We start from the raw sequence: 17,202 nt of genomic DNA, 5'->3' as shown, positions 1-17,202 counted from the left end.
GGCGTCAGGGTGATGCCTATCTCCGGCGCATCACCCAAAGTCTAGCGCCATTGGCGGCGTGCCATCGTGAGGGATGGCAGGGCCGGCCGGAGATCCTGTCATGTTGGAAGCAATCACCGTGAGTGAACACGAAACAAGGTTGGGCGAATTCGACCACGCCGGCGACGACCACGTTGTGCCCTTCGAGGTCGGCCCGCTCGACGTGCGCGGCCGCACCGTACAGCTCGGCTCCGTGCTGGATGCCATACTGGCGCGGCACGCCTATCCCGAACCGGTGGCGCGCCTGCTGGCCGAGGCTTGCGTACTCACCGTGCTCCTCGGCACGTCGCTGAAGTTCGAGGGCAAATTCATCCTGCAGACCCGCACCGACGGGCCGATCGACATGCTGGTGGCGGATTTCTCCACCCCGGATGCACTGCGCGCCTACGCGCGTTTCGACGCCGACCGGCTGGCGGCACTCGTTGAGGCCGGCGAGGTCTCCGACGCGACGCTGCTCGGCACCGGCGTGCTGGCGCTGACCATCGACCAGGGCCAGCACACGCAGCGCTATCAGGGCATCGTCCAGCTCGACGGCATCTCGCTGGAGGAAGCCGCGAGGATCTATTTCCGCCAGTCGGAGCAGATCCCGACGGACGTGCGCCTTGCCGTAGCCAGGCAGGTCCTGCCTGGCGGCTGCCAGCAATGGCGCGCCGGCGGCCTGCTGACGCAGTTCCTTCCCGAGGCACCGGAGCGCATGCGCGTGCCGGATCTGCCCGGTGGCGACGGCGACACGGCGGAAGCCGTGCACGATCCGGTCGACAACGCCTGGCAGGAAGCCACCATGCTGGCAGGCACAGTCGAGCCGGCGGAACTGGTCGATCCGACCGTCGGCGCCGAGCGGCTGCTCTACCGGCTGTTCCACGAGCACGGCGTGCGCGTCTTCGACGCGGTCGAGGTCGCCGACCGCTGCTCGTGCTCGCGCGAGCGTATCCACGGCATCCTCGCCGGCTTCACGGCGCAAGAAATCCGCGACAGCACCGAGGACGGCAAGATCAACGTCGCCTGCGAATTCTGCTCGACCGCCTACGAGTTCGATCCGGCCGAGTTCGCGCAAGCGCAGTAACCAGGAAGCGCGCCGGCGCCCTTTGTTCACCGGCAAGGGTGGACAGAAGAGCGTCGGCGCGGTCTTCTAGGCCGATCCGTCAACCGGAGGATCGGCCATGTTCACCGCGCGCATCCCTTCTCTCGCCTTCGCCACCGTCATCGCGATCGCTCTGGCCGATCCCGGCTTCGCCGCCTCGCCGGCGCCGGCAAAGGGCGAGAACGGCATGGTGGTGAGCGCGCAGCATCTCGCCACCGAGATTGGTGTCGACGTGCTGAAACGGGGCGGCAACGCCGTCGACGCGGCCGTCGCCGTCGGCTACGCGCTGGCAGTCGCCTACCCCACGGCCGGCAACATCGGCGGCGGCGGCTTCATGACCGTCCGCTTCAAGGACGGAACATCCACCTTCCTCGACTTCCGCGAGCGGGCGCCGCTGGCGGCGACCAAGACGATGTATCTCGACAAGGACGGCAAGCCGATCGAGAGGGCCGGCCTCGACGGCTATCTGGCCGTCGGCGTACCTGGCTCGGTCGCCGGCTTCGAAATGGCGCGCGAGAAATACGGCACGATGCCGCGCCAGGACCTGATGGCGCCGGCCATAAAGCTCGCAAGGGAAGGCTTTGAGCTGAACCAGGGCGACGCCGCCACCTTCGCCAAGGACGCGCAGCGGCTGGCGAAGGATCCGGCGGCCGCGGCGATCTTCCTCAAACCGGACGGCTCGGCCCATCACGCGGGGGAACGACTTGTCCAGCCCGATCTCGCCGCCACGCTATCGGCCATCTCCGAAAAGGGGCAGGACGCCTTCTACAAGGACAAGACGGCCGAACTGATCGCAGCCGCCAGCCAGGCCAAGGGCGGCATCCTGACCAAGGCGGACTTCGAACAGTATGCGGTGCGCGAACTGAAGCCGGTGACATGCACCTATCGCGGCTACGAGATCGTCTCGGCGCCGCCGCCCAGCTCCGGCGGCACCATCATCTGCGAAATCCTGAACGTGCTGGAGGGTTATCCGCTCGCCTACCTCGGCGCCGGCTCGGCCGACACCGTGCACCTGATGGCGGAAGCGATGCGCTATGCCTATGTCGACCGCAACTCGGCGCTCGGCGACCCGGATTTCGTCGACAACCCGGTGTCGAAGTTCCTGGACAAGGCCTATGCCGCCGAAATCCGCAGCAAGATCGACCCATTCCGCGCCGGTGTCTCGCAGGACCTCATGCCGAAGGGCTTCGGCGAGAGCAACGAGACGACGCACTATTCGATCATCGACAAGGACGGCAATGCGGTGGCCGTCACCTATACGCTCAACGGTTCCTTCGGCGCCGGCGTCGTGGCGCCGGGCACCGGCGTCCTGCTCAACAATGAGATGGACGACTTCACCCAGAAACCCGGCGTGCCCAACCTCTACGGGCTGGTGCAGGGCGAGGCCAACGCCATCCAGCCGAAGAAGACGCCGCTCTCATCGATGAGCCCGACGGTGGTGGCAAAAGACGGCAAGCCTTTCATGGTCATCGGCAGCCCCGGCGGCTCGCGCATTATCACCATCACCCTGGAGGCGATCCTCAACGTCATCGACCATCGCATGGACATCCAGGAGGCGATCGATGCGCCGCGCATCCATCACCAGTGGCTGCCGGACACGCTCTATGTCGAGTCGGACGGGCTGTCGCCGGACACGCTGAAGCTGCTCGCAGGCATGGGCTACCACCTCGACGTCGGCGAGGACGACAAGACATGGGGCCAGGCGGCCGGCATTCTGGTCGGCGGCAAGAGCCTCGGCGAGATCGAGAAGGGCGGCGGCGCGCGCTACAACGGCGCCATGGACAGCCGCTCCGGCTCGGGCGAGGCGCTGGGTTACTAGCCGGCTCCCGCCAGCCGCTACGCGGCCGCGACCTATGTTGTTCTGGTGGTAACCATCGGCGCGGTTCCTTGTGGCGGGGAACCGCCGATTGGACTATCGCTGGGCCGCTTCGGGGAAAGGGAGCCGAATTGACTGTTCGCATGCTTGCGGCCGCGTCGTGAATGATCCTTGCAGACGTCCATGACCGACCGAGACGAGACCGCCCGCGACGCCGCGGGTAACGGCACCGCCATGCGGATGTCGATTGCCGGGCTGGCCAAGAGCGGCGCCGTCGCCGGCGTCATCAAGCTTGCCAGCGCGGCGCTTTCGTTCGCCATGTTCGTGACCGTCGCCATGGTCACGGACGGTCGCCAGTTCGGCCTCTACAGCGCCGCCTATGCCGGTGCCAGCCTGGTGTCGTTCTTCGCCAGCGTCGGTCAGCAGAGCACGGTGCTCCGGTTCTGGCCGCAATATGCCGAGGCCGGCGACCTGCCTTCCGCGCACGGCATGATGGTGCGGTCGATCGCTGTCGCCTTTGCCGGCGTCATCCTGTCCAGCCTACTGGTCGTCGCCTTCGGCTTCGCTCCCTATTTCGGAGAAGACACCGTCGAATGGCTGCCGCTATGCGTCTCGGCCGCCATCCTGTCGGGCGCGCTCGGCTGGTCGGAGTTCGCCTCGGGTGCCTTCCGCGCTAAGGGCGCGCTGATCTCCGGCCTCTTGCCGCGCGACGTGGTGTGGCGCGCGCTCACCATCGCGGCGGTGCTGGCCTTGCGTTTCGAGGGCATCAAGATCAGCGCCGTGATGGCGACGCTGCTCACTGCCGGCCTGCTCATCCTGTCGGTGCTGCCGCAGACGGTGGCGCTGCTGCGCGACACGCTGGGTGCGCGGCCGCCGCCGCTGAGCGACGGGCAGAAGGCCGAATTCAACACGGTGACGATGGGCCTTTGGGGCGCCACCTCGCTGCCGCCGGCGCTCGGTCAGGTCGGCACGCTGCTGGTGGCTGGCATCCTCGGGCCGGAGATCGCCGGCGCCGTCTTCGTTGCCGACCGTACGACGCGCCTGGTGCTCTTGGCGCTGAATGGCATCAACCAGGCGCTGGCGCCGGAAATCTCGGCTGCCTTCTATGGCGGCGACAAGGCGCATGTACAGAAGATGACCAGCCTGACGGCGCTCGGCAGCTTCGCGGCGGCGTTGGTCATTCTTCTGGCTTTCTGGCTGCTCGGCCCATTGATTCTCGCCGCGTTCGACGCCAGTTACGCGACGCCGGCGATCCACACCGTGCTCATTCTTTTCGGCCTGGGCGCCACGGTCGCCGCCGCCTGCGGCCCGGTCGAGCTCCTGATGCAATTGACGGGCCTCCAGCATTCGCTGGTCAAGCTGCTGGTCGCCGTCAACGTGGTGGGGCTTGCCGTTACCGCCCTGCTGACATGGCTTCTCGGCCCGCTCGGCGTCGGTCTCGGCACGGCGGGCACCGTGATGATCGCCACCATATGGGAGGTGATGATCTGCAGCCGCTCGATCGGCATCAACCCGTCGGTGGCCGGACTTCTGTCCGCCGTCCGGCCGAAACGAACCGGCTTCGTGCCGCGCGACCACACCGCATGAAGATCGTTCAGGTCCAGACGCAGGCCGAGGCCGCTGGCGCACAGCGCGTGTCCGACATGGTCGGAGAAGGATTGCGGGCACGCGGCCATGCCGTGCGCACCGTCTTCATGTATCGCAAGACGGCGGCCTACGATAACGATCCCCATGCCGATTTCGTGCTGTCCTCGCAGCCGGGCGGCCTACCGGGCCAGATGCGGGCGGCGGCCGGGCTGGTCGCCTACATGCGCCGCGAACGGCCGGACGCCGTCATCTCCTACCAGCACTATGGCAACATCTTCGGCACGCTGGCCGCACGGCTTGCCGGCGCGCGCCACGTCGTCGCCAACCAGAGCGGCGCACCGCAGAGCCACGGCGTCATGGGCCTGCTCAGCAGGATCGACAAGGCGATGGGCGTGCTCGGCGCCTACCAGCTCAACGTCGTCAACTCGGCCTGGACGGAAGGGCAGTTCGACCGTTATCCGCAAGCCTACAAGCAGCGCATGCGACGCATCGACCATGGCGTGCCCGGACCGCCGGGAACCTATGACAAGCGCGAGGCGCGGGCAGCCTTCGGCCTGCCGCAGGATGCCTGGCTGGCCGTCACGACCGGCCGTCTGACACGCGACAAGAACCATCTCGCGCTGGCCGGCGCGCTGTGCCGGCTGAACGAACTCCACGTCGCCATTGCCGGCGCAGGGCCGGAGCGCGAGGCGTTGACGGCCTTCGCCCGCGAAAACGGCGTCGCCGACCGGCTGCATTTCGTCGGCGAGGTGCCGCCGTCGCGCATCTTCGAGTTCCTGTCGGCTGGCGACGTCTTCGCCTTCCCGTCCGTCAACGAGACCTTCGGCCTTTCGGTCGCCGAAGCGGCGATCGCCGGCCTGCCGGTGGTAGCCAACGGCCTGCCCGTTCTGCGCGAGGTTCTGTCGACCGCAAGCGGCGAACCAGCGGCCCTATTCGTCGACGGCGGCGACGCGGCGGGATTCGCCGCTGCTCTCGAAGAGACGGTACGAACGCCGGGCCTGGCAGACAAGCTCTCCGAGAACGGCCGGCGGCTGGCCGAGCGCTATTCGCCCGCCGCCATGTGTCTTGCCTATGAAAGACTGCTTGCCTGAGGCATCGACTTAGCGCCGACGCACGGCTGCGATGCCGTCGATCACCTCCAGCCGGCCGGCGCGGTTGAGCGTATGGATGCGCGGATAGGGCCAGTCTCCCCGCCCCGATACCGGGCGCGGCGGAGCTAAACGAACGGTATTTTCGTCCAGTTCCAGAAGTTCGCTGAGGCCGAGCCCACCGCCGTAGCCTTCGGTGCCGTCCTGCACCGGCAGCAGGGGCCGTCCGTCGACCGTGGCGAAAGCGCCGCCCGGCCGCGCCATGGCGCGGTCGATGACGATCGGGTTCATCCGGTGCGGGCGCCAGGGCCCGGCGGGAGACGGTGCACGAAAGACAACCATCGTGTCGGACGTGCTGCCATAACCGTCGCGGTCGGTGGCAAAAAGCCACCACGAACCATCCTGCTGGAACAGCGTCGCGTCGGAGATCTTGCCCTCCAGCAGGACCGCTTCGGCGACCCAGCGGTCGGGAAACCGCGCTGCGCGATAAAGTGTCAGCCGACCGCTGGCGCTGCCTTCCGGCAGCATCCAGACATCGCCCTGCCAGTCGAAGACCTGCGGATAGGAAAGATGGAACGGCTCCTCCAGCACCGGCTCGACCGGCCCGCGCACCGCGCCGTCGGCACCGATGCGCACGAGCGAGATGATCGCCTTGCCGGTGGCGTGGGGGTAATCCTCGACGAAGATCAGATGCTCTCCCTGCCTCCACGCATAGGGAAAAGGATCGGCATAGAAGTGGGTGCCGTCGTCCGGCAACTGCCGCCAGCCATCGCCCAGCATGCCGGTTTCAGCCACGCCGGGGCCGTCGATGAAGCGGTAGCCGACGCGCCAGTGAGCGTGGCGAAAGCGCGCCCGCCGCAGCGCTTCGCGACCGAGCCGCGGCAAGGCAGACGTCACATAGCGGCCAACGAAGCCGCTACCCCCTGCTCCGCCGGTCGCAGGCGCAATTTTTTGCCGCTCGTCCGCCCACCCGCCGTCGAACCGGGCGACGACGGAAAGCGCGAGGGTGACGGCGCGTGCCAGCACATCCTCGATGCCGAGCGCGGTGGCTTCGCGCTTGTCGATCATGGGGGCAGCCCGACCGACGACCGTGCCGTCCGCCAGGACGGCCTGCAGGTCCGGCAGGCGGCCGGCCGCGACCGCGCTCACAGCGGCGAAATCCGAAAATCGTCCGTCGAAGGTCAATCGCACCGTCGGCGCCGGCGACGGCGGCGCCACCCCGGTCAGATCGAGCCTCAGGTCTGCAGGACGCTGCGTCTGCACCTGCGTTATCGCCTCCACCGGCGTTGCGAGACCGACCGCCCGGCGCCTGAAGAGACGCCGTTCGAATCGCAGTATCTGCAAGGCCGCTGCGGGCCAGGGGTCGGCGGACTGGTGCAGGACCGCGACATCGTGGCCGCACGCCCGCAACCGCTCGACAAGAACCCGCTGCCACAGCCGCGGCCGCGAGGCGGGAACGATCACATCCACTACGGCCATGACAGCAGCCTTGACCGGCTGGTCATCGGCATTCGGTATCCTCGTGCTGCGACGCCGCAACACGGATCGGCTCCGCGCCGGTCGGCGCTTCGCAAGAACAACCCCTTGTCGCCCATGCCTTACCCCCTTGCCTCGCTCCCGCATCCGATCCATGCCCATCCGGATCGGCTGCAGCCCGCCTTATACACGGTCATTCTTGGCAGTCGGTAAACCAAACCCCGAACATCCGTTTGACTCTTGCCCCGCCGAAGCAGACAGAAGCTCGACAACGCTCCCTGCCGCAGGCGCGATTCCGCACCCATGTTCGAAGTTGCCGTCGAAAACTCCTTCGACTTTCAGTCACCCGAATACGCCTCGCTGTTCGCGCGGTCGGTGGCGAGCGCCTTCCAGCATCCGCGATGGCTGTCGGCCCTCTACGGCAAGCTCGCGATCGGCAATTCGATCGCACCGCTGATCATCGTCATACGCTTTGCCGACGACAAGCGCCTCGCCATGGTACTGCCGCTGGTGCGGCAGCGCTATGCCATGCTGCGCGTCGTCGAGTTCGCGGACATGCGCGTTTCCGACTATGTATCGCCGGTGACCGATGCCGCGACCTTCGCTCAGATTGCCGCCGATCCGGCCTGCGTGGCGGCCATCCGACGGCTTTGCCGGCCTTACGACCTGTTGCGCATCGGCAAACTGGCCGACCAGTCCCTGCGGCTGGAAAGGTTGTTCGACATCGAGCGCGAAAGCATGGGCATGAACGCCTATGCGACGCCGCTGGACGAAACCTATCCGTTGTGGCGTCAGCGCCGGCTCGAGCGCTCCTATTGCAAGGAACTGGACAAGAAGTCGCGCCAGTTGCATCGCAAGGGCGCCGTGCGGTTCGAATGCGCACGGGATGCGGCGGCCATCGACGCCACTTTCGAGGCGATGAAGTTCTATCGCGGCCTTCGTTTCGGCGATCCCAAGAATGGCGGCGACCTGCTGCAGCTTCCCGCCTACTACGATTTCTATCGTGGCATGGCGCTGGACGGGCGCGATGACGCCACGCGTACCTATACGCTGTGGCTCGACGACCGGGTCATCGCCGGCGTGCTCGGCCTCGCGCACCGGGATTCCTCTTTCCTGGTCATTCTCGGCGGTTTCGACTTCGAGAATTTCAAGAACCAGTCGATCGGCAGCCTGATGTTCGAACAGGTGGCGCGCGACTGCATCGAACGCGGCGAGCGGGTGCTCGATTTCACCATCGGCGACGAGCGTTATAAACTTACCTTTGGTGCCGAACCGGCGACAATGTGGAAGATATCGCGTCCCGGCAGCCCGCTGGGCTACGCGGCCGAGCTGATCACAGAGCGCATGCCGGCAGTGAAATCGCTGGCGCGCCGCATCTTCCACAAGCCTCACGAGACCAGCGGACAGGCGGATGCCGCGAAATCGGTGCCGAAGGAAGTCACACCCGGCTGACCGAGCGGTCCGGGGCCACGGACAGGGCTAGAAGGTGGCGGCTCAGGCCGGGCGGCCGGATAATGTCCTCAACCGCGCGACCGTACCGGGCGACAGCCTGCCGAGACGATCGACCAGACGACGGCGCCAGACCAGCAGCAACCGGCGAACGCGCCAGGCGAGACCGGTATCCACCGTCAGACTGCGGCGATATTTCGCCTGCGCCAGCGCCGAGGCGTCTGCCGCCTGCTTTGCCGGATCGTCGTAATAGCAGCCGATCTTGTCGGCCGTCATGCCGGGCGTCGCCAGCCATTGCGGCACATGGACGTGGCACAGCCTTTCGACATCCGTCAGCAACCGGCTGAAGCCGGTGCCGGCGGCTGGACACGAGGTCTGATAGGCGTCGCCGATCAGAACGACGCCGTCCTGCCGGCAGTTTTCAGCGACGGCGAGGTCCATGATCCAGTTCTGCACCCGGCCGACCACCTGGAAATCACCCAGCACCTTGCGCAGGCCCGGCAAGGTGGCCGCCAAAGTCTCCGTCGGGCTTTCCCTGAAAGCCTTGACCCAGGGATCGCGATGATCGCGGAAGGTGAACAGGTTCGCCCGCATGCCGGTGACAGTCGGGAACAGCGACAGATAGTCGATGCCGTCGGACACGCGCTCGCCGTAGTAGGTGAGCGCGGAACATTTGAAGCTGCCGTCGGCAGGACGGATATCGAAGCCGAAGGTCAGCGATTGGCGTTCGTGGATGACCCGGCGTTCCATGCCCAGCGTGCGACGCAAGAGATCGCCCATGCCGGTGGCGAGCACCACCAGACGCGCTTCCACCATGCCCTGCTCATGCACGAAGACCTGCTGCCGATCGGAACTCGTCTTCAGGTCGTTGACCCGGCCAACGATCAGGGTGACCGTCTCGGGCAGGCTCGCACGCATCGCGGCCACGAGATTTTCATAGAGGAAACCGAAATGCGGGGTCCTTGTGCGGTCGAGGACACGCCCGCGCCGCGCATTGACGATCTCGTCGAAACGGGCGGCATTGGCCGACACGGCGTCGAGCAGGCCGATCCGTTCGATACGGGACACGAGGTCGCCGCCGATCTTCTCGACACGGAATTCCGGCGGAAACACCGCGTTGCGGTCGACCAGCGCAACCCGGTAACCGGCGCGGCCGAGCATGATGGCGGCCAGCGTGCCGCTCAACCCGCCGCCGACGACGGCGACGTCGCACTCGATCCCGGTGCCGGGGGCAACGGTGGTGGTCATTCGGAATACCTTAGTATGGCATAGAGGGCGCGCGGATTGGTCGTCAGATAGCGCCAGAACAGCCGCCGCGGTTCGAGCAGCAGGCGCCACAGCCATTCAAAGCCGGCCTTCTGCATCCACGAGGGCGCGCGGCTGTTCTTGCCGGACAGGAAATTGAACAGACCGCCGGAAGTCTTGATGACGCCGACATTGCCGAGCCGGTTCGAGAAGGTGCGAACGAAACGCTGCTCGAGCGGCACGCCGAGCCCGAGCCACAGGATGTCCGGCGCCAGCCGGTTGATCTCGTCGACCTTTTCCTCCAGCGCCGCGCCCTTCAGAAAGCCATGGCTGTGACCGACAAGGCGCAGCTTCGGATAGGCGGCGCGCACGGCCGCCACGGCCTTCGGATTTTCCTCCTCGTCGGCGCCCAGCATATAGAAGGTGGTGCCAGTCTGTTCGGCCAGACGAGCGACGTCGTGGAACAGATCGGTGGTGGCGACGCGCTCGGGCAAGCGGTCGCGGCACAGCCAGCGCGAGGCCAGTACCAGCGGCTGCCCGTCGGCGAGAATCTGGTCGGCGGCGCTGAACAGCGTTTCGATGTCCGGCTCTACGCGGGCGCGGGCAATGACCTCGCCGTTGATAGAGGTGAAATAGAGCGGGCGGCCCGCGCCGGCGCGCTCGCTGGCGGCACGGATCATCATCGTCGCGGCCGTCTGCCGGTCGGCTGCGCTGACGGAAAAGCCACCTACAGTGACGGTCGGAACGGCGGCCACCATCTGTGCGTATGACGTCAATTCGAACTCCCAACCGATCGGCACCTGCAACCCCAGGCCGATCGACGATGGCCGCAAACAGGACAACAATCCCGCCGGCGGCCTGCGACTATCACGAAGCCCGCAAATTGCGTTTTGAAAACAAACAGCTACTGATTAACATCAAGTGGCTTCGCTTGATTGATTTGTATACGAATGCCGGATTTCTGTTAAGTCTGTTCTTAACAGAAGGTTAATCTTCAAATCTTATTAAAATTTTATCTATAAACTCAAAGAAGCATGAGTTTTTCCAACCTTCTGGAACTGTCAAAAACCATCACCAGTTTTGCCGATCGACTTGCCCGGACCGGTTGTTTCGTCAGGCGCTGGACACCGGCGAAGCCTCATTTCGTTCCGGCACTGCCTTGCCGTGCAAGGAATTGCGAAAACGGCGCGAGGCCGCTCGTCAGGCAAAGGCTGAAGGCGATCTTTTGGCGTGATGGCCAATTTCGTGCATCCCCAGCTCATCTACCGCCCCCGCGTACCGGAAGCAGCGGTAAAAGGCCAAGGAAATCAGGTAGTTTTTGCCTATCAGTAGGATAGAATGGTGCTGCAAGAGAGGATTGAACTCTCGACCTCTCCCTTACCAAGGGAGTGCTCTACCACTGAGCTACTGCAGCGCCTTGAATGCGGCGCCTTCTGCCACATCGTTTCCGTCAGCGCAAGTTATGTGTGCAGGCTTTTATCTCCGGCACGCGGCAGCCTTGCGCCTGCCACATTCCCTCTTATGTTCAACGGCGGATCGGGGACATCATGACCGACACTTCCAGGGACAAGGACAACCGCAAGGCCCGGCTTGCCGAGGCGCTGCGCGCCAACTTGCAGAAGCGCAAGACGCAGGCACGCTCGCGCCGCAGTGGCAAGCCCGACGCACGGCCCGAAGGGCTGGCGGCATCGACGGACAAGCGCGAACGCTGAGCGCCACGCTTTGGCCCAAGGGGACGGGCCGCCTATTTCTTGAACCGCGCCGGCTCATCGTCTAGACGGAGCCGGGGCAGGACCAATCGATTGAATCGGGCCATACGGCCGAAGGGACGCTTTTTCATGGACCGCATCAGGATCGTCGGCGGCAACCCGCTTGCCGGAACCATTCCCGTCTCCGGCGCCAAGAACGCCGCCCTGCCGCTGATGATCGCCTCGCTGCTGACGCCGCAGACGCTGACGCTGGAAAACGTGCCGCACCTGGCCGACGTCGAGCAACTGATCCGTATCCTCGGCAACCACGGCGTCGACTACTCCGTCAACGGCAAGCGCGACCACCAGAACGGCGGCACTACCAGCGGCTATTCGCGCACCATCAACTTCACCGCCGAAAACATCGTCGACACCACCGCCCCCTATGAGCTGGTATCGAAGATGCGCGCTTCCTTCTGGGTCATCGGGCCGGTTCTGGCGCGCATGGGCGAAGCGAAAGTGTCGCTGCCGGGCGGCTGCGCCATCGGCACGCGGCCGGTCGACCTGTTCATCGAGGGTCTGCAGGCGCTCGGCGCCGACATCGACGTCGATACAGGCTATGTCGTCGCCAAGGCAAAGAACCGGCTGCGCGGCAACCGCTATACCTTCCCGAAGGTATCGGTCGGCGCCACCCATGTCCTGATGATGGCGGCTTCGCTGGCGCGCGGCGAGACGGTGCTGGAAAACGCCGCCCGCGAGCCGGAGGTCGTCAACCTTGCCGAATGCCTGATCGCCATGGGCGCGAAGATCCACGGCGCCGGCACTTCGACCATCACCATCGAAGGCGTCGATGAGCTCTCCGGCGCCAAGGTCCGGGTCATTCCCGACCGCATCGAGACCGGCACCTATGCGATGGCGGTGGCGATGACGGGCGGCGACGTGCTTTTGGAAGGCGCACAGCCGGACCTTTTGGAAGCGGCGCTCGACGTCATCCGGAAGACGGGTGCCGAGATCACGCCGACCAATGCCGGCATCCGCGTTCGGCGCAACGGCGCCGGCATCGCCCCGGTCGACGTCACCACCGAACCTTTCCCCGGTTTCCCGACCGATCTGCAGGCGCAGTTCATGGGCCTGATGACAATGGCCAAGGGCAAATCGCGCATCACCGAGACGATCTTCGAGAACCGCTTCATGCACGTCCAGGAACTGGCGCGGCTCGGCGCGCACATCACGCTATCGGGCCAGACGGCCATCGTCGAAGGCGTCTCCAAGCTGAAGGGCGCGCCGGTGATGGCGACGGACCTGCGGGCCTCGGTGTCGTTGGTCATCGCCGGCCTCGCCGCCGAAGGCGAAACGACCGTCAACCGGGTCTACCATCTCGACCGCGGTTTCGAGCGGCTGGAAGAGAAACTGTCGGGCTGCGGCGCGGTGATCGAGAGGATAAGTGGTTAAGGCAATAGGGCGCTAAGGCAGTAGGGCAATATGTGAGCTGCAGGCTTCCGTCAGCCGAAGCCCATTCCCTTACTGCCTTACTGCCTTACTGCCTTATTCCCCTACTCCCTTACTCCCCTACTCCCTTCCATCCTCCCCGGTTGCGCCTGCGCCAAAGACCGCCTAACAGAGTGATGTTGGAAAAACCTTCGCAGGTGCGAAATCCGCATGACCGCGCTCAAGCTTCTCGCCCTCGACGAGGATGACCTGAAGGTCGTTTCGGCGCATGTGCAGGACGCCGTCATGAAGGTGGGCGACCTGCAGTTCCTGCCCGCCGCCAAGCGCTTCGTCCTGCCGATGAACCGGTTCGCCTGGGAGGCCAAGTCCGGTTTCCTGCGCCGCCACAACGAACGCCGCCAGGCGGTGCTGCATTTCGACCGGGTGCTCGGCGCCAAGACCAGCGGCATCCGACGGGACAGGCCGGACGAGGTACTGTCGCTGCTGGCCGTCAGCTTCGTGGCGATCAACGCGCCTGCCGGGCTGGTCGAACTCATCTTCTCGGGCGGCGGCACCATCATGCTGGACGTCGAGTGCATCGAGGCGCGGCTGGCCGATGTCGGCGGCGCCTGGCAGGCATCCGCGCGTCCCCTCCACAAGGTCTGAGCGGCATCATGGCCATCACCCTTCGCCAATCCGATGCCGGTTTCGAGCAGCGTTTCGCGGCCTTCCTGACCACCAAGCGCGAGGTTTCCGCCGACGTGAATACGACGGTCCGCGACATCATCGCGCGCGTGCGCGCCGAAGGTGATGCGGCGCTGATCGACTATACGCGCCGTTTCGACCGCGCCGACCTGACGACACTCGGCATCGCCATCTCGCGGCAGGATATCGAAAGCGCCTATACGCAGGCCGACCCGGCCACGGTGGAAGCCCTGAAGCTGGCGCGCGACCGTATCCACGCCCATCATGCGCGGCAGATGCCGAAGGACGACCGCTACACCGACGCTATCGGCGTCGAACTCGGCTCGCGCTGGACGGCGGTCGAGGCGGTCGGGCTTTACGTGCCGGGCGGCACGGCGAGCTATCCGAGCTCTGTGCTGATGAACGCCGTGCCGGCCAGGGTGGCCGGCGTTGAGCGATTGGTCATCGTGGTGCCGGCCTCCGGCGGCGCCGTCAATCCGCTGGTGCTGGTCGCGGCCGATCTCGCCGGGGTCTCCGAGATCTACCGCGTCGGCGGTGCCCAGGCGGTCGCCGCCCTTGCCTACGGCACCGAGACGATCCGCCCGGTGGCGAAGATCGTCGGCCCCGGCAACGCCTATGTCGCCGCCGCCAAGCGGCAAGTGTTCGGCACGGTCGGCATCGACATGATCGCCGGCCCCTCCGAGGTGCTGGTGATCGCCGATGCCGACAACGATCCCGACTGGATCGCCGCGGACCTTCTGGCGCAGGCCGAGCACGACGTCTCGGCGCAGTCCATCCTGATGACCGACGACGCAGCTTTCGCCGCCGCCGTCGAACAGGCGGTCGAGCGCCAGTTGAAGACGCTCGCGCGCAGCGAAACGGCGGCGGCAAGCTGGCGCGACTTCGGCGCCGTCATCCTGGTCGACACCATCGAGGCCGCGCTGCCGCTCGCCGACCGCATCGCGGCGGAGCATGTCGAACTGGCCATAGCGGATGCGGAAGGGTTTCTTGCTCGACTGCGCAATGCCGGCGCCGTGTTCCTCGGCCGGCATACGCCGGAAGTCATCGGTGACTACGTCGGCGGCTCCAACCACGTGCTGCCAACCGCGCGTTCGGCGCGCTTCTCGTCCGGCCTGTCGGTGCTCGATTTCGTCAAGCGCACCTCCATCCTCAAGCTCGGCTCCGAGCAGTTGCGCGCACTGGGTCCGGCGGCGATCGCACTGGCAAAGGCCGAGGGACTCGACGCGCATGGCCGCTCCGTCGCCGTCAGGCTGAATATGTAGGCGGCCATGTCAGGGGGCGATCATAGCCGCGCCAAGCTGGTCGACGTCGAACTGGACGAAACGATCGGCCGCTCGACGCCCGACGTCGAGCACGAGCGGGCGGTGGCGATCTTCGACCTGATCGAGGAAAACAGCTTTGCCCCCGTCGGCGACGACCAGGGCGGCCCTTACAGGCTGAAGCTTTCGCTGGCCGAGTCGCGGCTGGTCTTCGCCATCAGCCGCGAGGACGGGGCGTCCGTCGTCACCCACATCCTGTCGCTGACGCCGTTCCGGCGCATCGTCAAGGACTACTACCTGATCTGCGAGAGCTACTACGAGGCCATCCGCTCCTCGACGCCGAGCCACATAGAGGCCATCGACATGGGCCGTCGCGGCCTGCACAACGAAGGCTCGCAGACGCTGCTGGAGCGCCTTTCCGGCAAGATCGACATCGATTTCGACACGGCACGGCGTCTGTTCACGCTGGTGTGCGTCCTGCATTGGCGAGGGTGAGCGCCCGGGAGCTGCCGCAGACAGCGGGACCCGGGCTGGCACCGAGCGGTCTGCGCAGCGGGCGAAAAGCCCCGGAACGGACTTTTCGAGCGACGAACGCCCGAGGCCGTAGCCGAGGGCAGGACCAAGTGAATAAGCGTGTTCACAAACCGTTCGCGATCATATAGGTTCCGCGCAAATCCGGCCTTCCTGCCGGAAATCACCCAGACCAAAGGTAACGAATGCCGAAGGAAGAAGTCCTCGAGTTTCCGGGCGTCGTAACGGAACTGCTGCCCAACGCCATGTTCCGCGTGAAGCTCGAAAACGAACACGAGATCATCGCCCACACCGCCGGGCGCATGCGCAAGAACCGCATCCGCGTGCTGACCGGCGACAAGGTCCTGGTCGAGATGACGCCCTACGACCTGACCAAGGGCCGCATCACCTACCGCTTCAAGTGATCGCCAGCCGGCCGAAGGACCTGCCATGAGCCCTTCGCAGACGCTCGTGCTTGCTTCCGGCTCGCCGCGCCGCATCGAACTGTTGCAGCAGGCCGGCATCGAGCCGGACCGCATCCTGCCGGCCGACATCGACGAGACGCCGCAGCGCTCGGAGCATCCGCGCTCGCTGGCCAAGCGACTGGCGAAGGAGAAGGCGGAAAAGGCGGCGGCCTCGCTGCGGGCCGAGCCGGGGCACACACCGGCCTATGTCCTGGCGGCGGATACGGTCGTCGCGGTCGGGCGCCGCATCCTGCCCAAGGCCGAGACGATCGATGATGCGACAGCCTGCCTGCAACTGCTGTCCGGTCGCTCCCATCGGGTCTATTCCGGCGTCTGCCTGATCACGCCGGACGGCAAGCAGCGCCAGCGGCTGGTGGAGACACGGCTGCGCTTCAAGCGCCTGCCGCGGGCCGAGATCGAGCGCTACATCGCGTCGGGCGAATGGCGCGGCAAGGCGGGCGGCTATGCCGTGCAGGGCCTTGCCGGCGCTTTTGTCGTCAAGCTGGTCGGTTCCTACACCAATGTCGTCGGTCTGCCGCTCTACGAGACCACGGCGCTGCTTGCCGGCGAAGGCTACCGGGCGCACGAGGCTGCGCCGGCGGGCGCAATCTCATGAGCATGGCGTCATGAGCACCGGACTTGGCGCACCCGTCACGCCGCTCAGGCCGAAGCGCCCCTGCCCCGAATGCGGCCGCCCGTCGGCACGCGAGACCTATCCGTTCTGTTCGCCGCGCTGCAAGGCGATCGACCTCAACCGCTGGCTGAAGGGCGCCTACGTCATCCCCGTGCGCGAGGACGAAGAGCAGGAAGACCAGCCGGATTCAGGCCGCACGTCACCCAGCGGCGAGGACGGCTGAACGGTTCCGCGGCCCGCTTCGACGACGCCGCCGAGGTCCGCGCAACAAAGGCTGATCTTTCCCGTCGAAATCGACTTTCCGGCGCTGGACAGGCGTCATTCTCATGCTATAACCCACGCGCTTTCGGCGGCGCTCCGGCGCTCGACGATCACCGCAGGCGGATGCGCTGTCGCGGTCGAGGGCCCAGGTAGCTCAGTTGGTAGAGCAGCGGACTGAAAATCCGCGTGTCGGTGGTTCGATTCCGCCCCTGGGCACCAAAGTTCTTATTTTCTCCTTTCTTTTCAATGTCTTAGGCGGAAAAAGTGTCCCACTTTTTTCCTCTTTGGTAGAAAGTGGGACAATTATTGACTCAGCGGCGCGCTCAAACGCCTGCTTTGCCAGATGGTGTTGATTTCCGCTGAGAGCTGACCCGGGATTTTCGCCGAGAAGTGACCCGCCTTCATGTATGGTTTGGGTCTTAGGTTTTGGTCAAGGGGCGGCTTTCTCCTTCTTGCTCGTTGCGGCCTGTGC

The 17,202-nt window shown here is 65.7% G+C and carries 16 protein-coding genes and 2 tRNA genes; 14 read left to right on the top strand and 4 right to left on the bottom strand.

The window, feature by feature from the left end:
- Positions 1-100 precede the first annotated feature (100 nt).
- From E6C48_RS21425 to E6C48_RS21410, 4 genes are all read left to right on the top strand, one after another.
- Complete coding sequence (locus tag E6C48_RS21425; protein WP_136360228.1) at positions 101-1,102, top strand: Hsp33 family molecular chaperone; 1,002 nt, start codon at positions 101-103, stop codon at positions 1,100-1,102.
- Between the two features lie 97 nt (positions 1,103-1,199).
- A complete protein-coding gene (ggt, locus tag E6C48_RS21420; protein WP_136360227.1) occupies positions 1,200-2,939 on the top strand; it encodes a gamma-glutamyltransferase in 1,740 nt (579 codons plus the stop codon).
- A 180-nt stretch (positions 2,940-3,119) separates the two neighbouring features.
- Positions 3,120-4,523 (top strand): lipopolysaccharide biosynthesis protein, encoded by a 1,404-nt coding sequence (locus E6C48_RS21415; protein WP_136360226.1) that lies wholly within the window; start codon positions 3,120-3,122, stop codon positions 4,521-4,523.
- On the top strand, positions 4,520-5,614 hold the full coding sequence (locus E6C48_RS21410; protein WP_136360225.1) for a glycosyltransferase family 4 protein: 1,095 nt from the start codon (positions 4,520-4,522) through the stop codon (positions 5,612-5,614). Before E6C48_RS21415 ends, E6C48_RS21410 begins: the two co-directional genes overlap by 4 nt.
- A gap of 9 nt (positions 5,615-5,623) precedes the next feature.
- Here the strand turns inward: E6C48_RS21410 and E6C48_RS21405 are convergent, their stop codons facing one another.
- Complete coding sequence (locus E6C48_RS21405) at positions 5,624-7,153, bottom strand: glucosamine inositolphosphorylceramide transferase family protein (RefSeq protein WP_230978901.1); 1,530 nt, start codon at positions 7,151-7,153, stop codon at positions 5,624-5,626.
- A gap of 237 nt (positions 7,154-7,390) precedes the next feature.
- Between E6C48_RS21405 and E6C48_RS21400 the strand changes: the two genes are divergently transcribed.
- Positions 7,391-8,539 carry a GNAT family N-acetyltransferase gene (locus tag E6C48_RS21400; protein WP_136360224.1) on the top strand — a complete coding sequence of 383 codons (1,149 nt, stop codon included), beginning with the start codon at positions 7,391-7,393 and terminating at the stop codon, positions 8,537-8,539.
- A 42-nt stretch (positions 8,540-8,581) separates the two neighbouring features.
- On the opposite strand, the gene E6C48_RS21395 is transcribed toward E6C48_RS21400, so the two are convergent.
- From E6C48_RS21395 to E6C48_RS21385, 3 genes are all read right to left on the bottom strand, one after another.
- Entirely contained in the window at positions 8,582-9,784 is a 1,203-nt protein-coding gene (locus E6C48_RS21395; RefSeq protein ID WP_136360223.1) for an FAD-dependent oxidoreductase, read from the bottom strand.
- Entirely contained in the window at positions 9,781-10,539 is a 759-nt protein-coding gene (locus E6C48_RS21390) for a WecB/TagA/CpsF family glycosyltransferase (protein WP_136360258.1), read from the bottom strand. The genes E6C48_RS21395 and E6C48_RS21390 overlap by 4 nt, the downstream gene beginning before the upstream one ends.
- Before the next feature lie 581 nt (positions 10,540-11,120).
- Positions 11,121-11,195 (bottom strand) — tRNA-Thr (locus E6C48_RS21385).
- Positions 11,196-11,328: 133 nt separating this feature from the next.
- On the opposite strand from E6C48_RS21385, the gene E6C48_RS22675 reads away from it, so the two are divergent.
- The 9 genes from E6C48_RS22675 to E6C48_RS21345 all read left to right on the top strand — a co-directional run bounded on the left by E6C48_RS22675 (position 11,329) and on the right by E6C48_RS21345 (position 16,949).
- Positions 11,329-11,493: a hypothetical protein gene (locus E6C48_RS22675; RefSeq protein ID WP_168734618.1), complete on the top strand. Its 165-nt coding sequence runs from the start codon at positions 11,329-11,331 to the stop codon at positions 11,491-11,493.
- Between the two features lie 126 nt (positions 11,494-11,619).
- Positions 11,620-12,921 (top strand): UDP-N-acetylglucosamine 1-carboxyvinyltransferase, encoded by a 1,302-nt coding sequence (gene murA / locus E6C48_RS21380; RefSeq protein ID WP_136360222.1) that lies wholly within the window; start codon positions 11,620-11,622, stop codon positions 12,919-12,921.
- Between the two features lie 207 nt (positions 12,922-13,128).
- Positions 13,129-13,563, top strand: coding sequence for a DUF2948 family protein (locus E6C48_RS21375; protein WP_136360221.1), 435 nt, complete (start codon positions 13,129-13,131; stop codon positions 13,561-13,563).
- Positions 13,564-13,571: 8 nt separating this feature from the next.
- Entirely contained in the window at positions 13,572-14,864 is a 1,293-nt protein-coding gene (gene hisD, locus E6C48_RS21370; protein WP_136360220.1) for a histidinol dehydrogenase, read from the top strand.
- Positions 14,865-14,870: 6 nt separating this feature from the next.
- Entirely contained in the window at positions 14,871-15,356 is a 486-nt protein-coding gene (locus E6C48_RS21365) for a UPF0262 family protein (RefSeq protein ID WP_136360219.1), read from the top strand.
- 221 nt (positions 15,357-15,577) lie between these two features.
- Positions 15,578-15,796 carry a translation initiation factor IF-1 gene (gene infA, locus E6C48_RS21360; RefSeq protein WP_006200926.1) on the top strand — a complete coding sequence of 73 codons (219 nt, stop codon included), beginning with the start codon at positions 15,578-15,580 and terminating at the stop codon, positions 15,794-15,796.
- A 25-nt stretch (positions 15,797-15,821) separates the two neighbouring features.
- On the top strand, positions 15,822-16,451 hold the full coding sequence (locus tag E6C48_RS21355) for a Maf-like protein (RefSeq protein WP_136360218.1): 630 nt from the start codon (positions 15,822-15,824) through the stop codon (positions 16,449-16,451).
- Positions 16,452-16,461: 10 nt separating this feature from the next.
- On the top strand, positions 16,462-16,692 hold the full coding sequence (gene yacG, locus E6C48_RS21350; protein WP_136360217.1) for a DNA gyrase inhibitor YacG: 231 nt from the start codon (positions 16,462-16,464) through the stop codon (positions 16,690-16,692).
- Between the two features lie 181 nt (positions 16,693-16,873).
- A tRNA-Phe gene (locus E6C48_RS21345) sits at positions 16,874-16,949 on the top strand.
- Positions 16,950-17,202: the final 253 nt, after the last annotated feature.

It is taken from the genome of Ollibium composti (assembly GCF_004801285.1).
GTDB lineage: Bacteria > Pseudomonadota > Alphaproteobacteria > Rhizobiales > Rhizobiaceae > Mesorhizobium > Mesorhizobium composti.
This window is presented reverse-complemented; position numbering and strand designations above follow the sequence as displayed.